Annotated in this window: 3 protein-coding genes; all 3 read left to right on the top strand. The window is 70.0% G+C overall.

Features of this window, described 5'->3' with window-relative positions:
• Nucleotides 1-23 precede the first annotated feature (23 nt).
• On the top strand, nucleotides 24-1358 hold the full coding sequence (locus G6021_RS03190) for a replication-associated recombination protein A (protein ID WP_182640653.1): 1335 nt from the start codon (nucleotides 24-26) through the stop codon (nucleotides 1356-1358).
• A 77-nt stretch (nucleotides 1359-1435) separates the two neighbouring features.
• A complete protein-coding gene (locus G6021_RS03195) occupies nucleotides 1436-1588 on the top strand; it encodes a hypothetical protein (protein WP_182609957.1) in 153 nt (50 codons plus the stop codon).
• A 205-nt stretch (nucleotides 1589-1793) separates the two neighbouring features.
• Nucleotides 1794-4346: alanine--tRNA ligase (alaS, locus tag G6021_RS03200; RefSeq protein ID WP_182640652.1), on the top strand; the 2553-nt coding region annotated here is incomplete at its 3' end.

The raw sequence follows: 4346 nt of genomic DNA on the forward strand, positions 1-4346 counted from the left end.
GGCGCGTGAGCGATGACGCAGGGCTGTTCGCGGCCGGGGACGCGGGACCGGGCCAGGGGGAGGGGTCGGCTCCGCCGCCGGTCGACCCGTCGGCCCCGCTGGCGGTGCGGATGAGACCGCGCACGCTGGACGAGGTGGTCGGACAGCAGCACCTGCTCCGCGCCAATTCGCCGTTGCGACGACTGGTCGAGGGCCGGGGAGGGTCCTCGGTGATCCTCTACGGGCCGCCCGGGACGGGCAAGACGACGCTGGCCAACCTCGTGGCCACGTCGTCCGGCCGACACTTCGTGGCCCTGTCCGCCCTGAGCGCCGGGGTCAAGGACGTCCGGGCGGTGATCGAGGACGCGCGGACACGCCAGATCCACGGCCGGCGCACCGTGTTGTTCATCGACGAGGTCCACCGGTTCTCGAAGAGCCAGCAGGATGCGCTGCTCGCCGCGGTGGAGAACGGCATCGTGCTCCTGGTGGCCGCGACCACGGAGAACCCGCACTTCTCGGTGATCGCTCCGCTGCTGAGTCGTTCCCTCATCGCCGAACTGCAGGGGTTGGACCAGGCGGGGGTGGCCACGGTGATCCGGCGCGCCGTGGCGGATGAGCGGGGCTACGCGGGGGCGCTCGAGGTGACCGACGCCGCGGTGGAGGACATCGTCCGGCTCTCCGGCGGGGACGCCCGCCGGAGCCTGACGATCCTCGAGGCCGCCGCGGGAGCCGCCGAGGACGACGTGGTGACCCCGGAGACGGTCGAGCTGAGCCTGGACGCGGCCCCGGTCCGCTATGACCGGGACGGGGATCAGCACTACGACGTCACGAGCGCGTTCATCAAGTCGATCCGCGGGTCGGACGCCGACGCGGCCCTGCACTACCTCGCGCGGATGCTGGTGGCGGGGGAGGACCCCCGGTTCATCGCCCGGCGCCTGGTGGTGCACGCGAGCGAGGACATCGGGATGGCGGATCCCACCGCACTGCTCGCCGCGTCCGCGGCGGCGGAGGTCGTGCAGAAGGTGGGGCTGCCCGAATGCCGGCTCGCCCTGGCCCAGGCCACCATCCATCTGGCGACCGCGCCCAAGTCCAACTCGGTGATCTCCGCGATAGACGCGGCGATGGCGGATGTCCGCGCCGGGGGAGTCGGTGAGGTCCCCCGTCACCTCCGGGACGGTCACTACGCCGGGGCCAAGGGGTTGGGCAACGGGGTCGGCTACCGCTACGCGCACCAGTCCCCGGCCGGGGTGGTGACGCAGCAGTACCCTCCCGACGAGCTCGTGGGCCGCGACTACTATTCGCCCACCGGCCACGGCCACGAACGAGAGCTCGGAGCGCGGGTGGCCAAGCTCCGGGGGATCATCCGCGGGAAGCCCTGACCGACCAGTCCGGTGTGTGTGAACCTGATGCGACCTGTCCTGACAGGCACACCATGGAACACGAGTTCGGAGGACACATGAGTATCGCGAGCATCTTCTCAACCCTGGTCGGGGTGGCCACCTCGGTAGGCGTCTGGGGAACCGGCGCACACAGCCTGGGCCTGCTGCCCCCGGAGGCGTTCATCACCGCCGCCAACTTCGGCATTCTCCTACCCCCTATGCCGGGATGATCCTGCCTGCCGCCCACGCGGTTCCCGGGCGCGCATCCCTGTCATAGACCAGGGCGCGCGTCTGGCGCCGTTTCCCTGCGTGCAAGTCGAACAGGGTCGCCGGCCCGGATCTGAGGTGAGAGCCATTCCTCGACCCTGAAGGTGCGCCGGTAGGCTGGTGAGCCGACTGATCCACCACCTCCGTAGACCACCAGTGAGGCCCCCTGTGCAGACCCATGAGATCCGGCGCCGATTCCTCGACCACTTCGTCAGGGCCGGTCACGCCGAGGTCCCCAGCGCATCACTGGTCCTGGACGACCCGAACCTGCTGTTCGTCAACGCCGGAATGGTCCCCTTCAAGCCCTACTTCCTCGGCCAGGAGACCCCGGAGCACGCCACCGCGACCTCCATCCAGAAGTGCGTCCGCACCCTCGACATCGAGGAGGTGGGCATCACCACCCGCCACAACACCTTCTTCCAGATGGCGGGCAACTTCTCCTTCGGCGACTACTTCAAGGAGGGGGCGATCCGCCACGCGTGGTCGCTGCTCACCTCCTCCCTGGACGACGGGGGGTTCGGAATCGACCCGGAGCTGCTGTGGGTCACCGTGTATCTCGACGACGACGAGGCCTACGGCATCTGGCGCGACGTGGTCGGCATCCCCGAGGGTCGCATCCAACGCCGCGGCATGGCGGACAACTACTGGTCCATGGGCGTCCCCGGGCCCTGCGGTCCGTGCTCTGAGATCTTCTACGACCGCGGCCCTGCGTACGGGGTCGAGGGCGGACCGGAGGCGGACGAGGACCGCTACATCGAGATCTGGAACCTCGTGTTCATGCAGAACGAGCGCGGTGAGGGCACCGGCAAGGACGCGTTCGAGATCCTGGGCCCGCTACCCAAGCAGAACATCGACACCGGGATGGGGATCGAGCGCGTCGCGTTCCTGCTCCAGGGCGTCGAGAACGTCTACGAGACCGATCTGCTCCGCCCGGTGATCGACACCGCCGAGCGGCTCTCCGGCACCAGGTACGGGGTGGACAACGCCTCCGACGTCCGCTTCCGGGTGATCGCGGACCACGCGCGGACGGCGTACATGCTCATCTCCGACGGCGTGACCCCCGGCAACGAGGGGCGCGGGTACATCCTGAGGCGGCTGCTGCGGCGCATCGTCCGGTCCGTCCGACTCCTGGGCGCGACCGGTGACACGATGGCCGAGTTCATGGCCACCGTGAAGGAGGCGATCGGCCCGTCCTTCCCCGAGACGATCGCCGGCTACGAGCGCATCGAGCGCATCGCCGTGGCCGAGGAGGTCGCCTTCCTCAAGACCCTCGAGTCGGGAACCCAACTCTTCGAGCGTGCCGCCGAGGACGCCAGGGCCTCCGGCGCGGCGGTGCTCACCGGCCGCCAGGCGTTCGCCCTCCACGACACCCACGGGTTCCCCATCGACCTGACGCTGGAAATGGCCTCCGAGGCCGGACTGCAGGTCGACGAGGAGGGCTTCCGCTCCCTCATGTCCGAGCAGCGCGCCAGGGCCAAGGCCGACTCGCGGTCCAAGAAGCACGCCCACGCCGACCTGTCGGTGTACCGCGACTTCCTCGACGCCGGTGAGACCGTCTTCACCGGCTTCACCGAACTCACCGACGAGTCCACCCTCCTGGGCATCGTCTCCGGCGGAGAGGCCGTCCACGTCGCGCGCGAGGGAGACGCGGTGGAGTTCGTGCTCGACCGCACACCGTTCTACGCCGAGTCCGGTGGCCAGCTCGGTGACCGCGGGATGATCTCCACCGCTGGTTTCCAGATGCAGGTCGACGACGTGCAGAAGATCGGGAAGAAGCTCTGGATCCACAAGGGCGTCCTCACGGGCGGCGAGGTCGAGGCCGGCCAGCTCGTCACCGCGGCCGTCGACCCGGAGTGGCGCAAGGGGGCCACTCAGGGCCACTCGGCCACCCACCTCGTGCACGCCGCACTTCGTCAGATCCTCGGACCGGAGGCCGTCCAGGCCGGCTCGCTCAACAAGCCGGGGTACATGCGGTTCGACTTCAACTGGTCGGGTTCCATCCCGGCGGACGTCCTCGCGCAGGTCGAGGAGATCACCAACGCCGCCGTCGACGCCGACTACGGCGTGAACACGATCGAGACCAGCCTCGACGAGGCCCGGCGGATGGGCGCGATGGCGTTGTTCGGGGAGAACTACGGGTCGTTGGTCCGGGTGGTGGAGATCGGCGGACCGTTCTCGATGGAACTGTGCGGAGGCACCCACGTGTCCAGTTCCGCGCAGATCGGCCCGGTGAGTCTGCTGGGCGAGGCCTCGGTCGGATCGGGTATCCGGCGCGTGGAGGCGTACGTCGGGATGGACGCCTACCGGCACCAGGCCCGTGAGCGCGCTCTCGTGTCGGGCCTGGCCACCTCGCTCAAGGCGCCCGCCGACGAACTGCCCGACCGGGTGGCCGCGCTGACCGCGAAGCTGCGGGAGGCTGAGAAGGCACTGGAGTCGATGCGTGCCGCCCAGCTCGCCTCGCGGGCCGGGGACCTGCTCTCGGCGGCCGAGGACCTCGACGGGATCCGGGTGCTCGCCCACGACGTCCCGGGGGGAGCGGCGGGCGACCTGCGTACCCTCGCGTCCGACCTCAAGGGCCGACTCGGTGGGGATGCCGGTGTCATCTTCCTCACCGCCGGGGGCTCGGAGAAGGTGCCGTTCGTCATCGCGGTGAGCCCCGCCGCCCAGGAGCGCGGCCTCCGCGCGGGCGATCTGGTCAGGGCCATCTCGCCGGCGCTCGGG

The sequence above is a fragment of the Dietzia sp. CW19 genome (assembly GCF_014145265.1).
Lineage (GTDB): Bacteria > Actinomycetota > Actinomycetes > Mycobacteriales > Mycobacteriaceae > Dietzia > Dietzia natronolimnaea.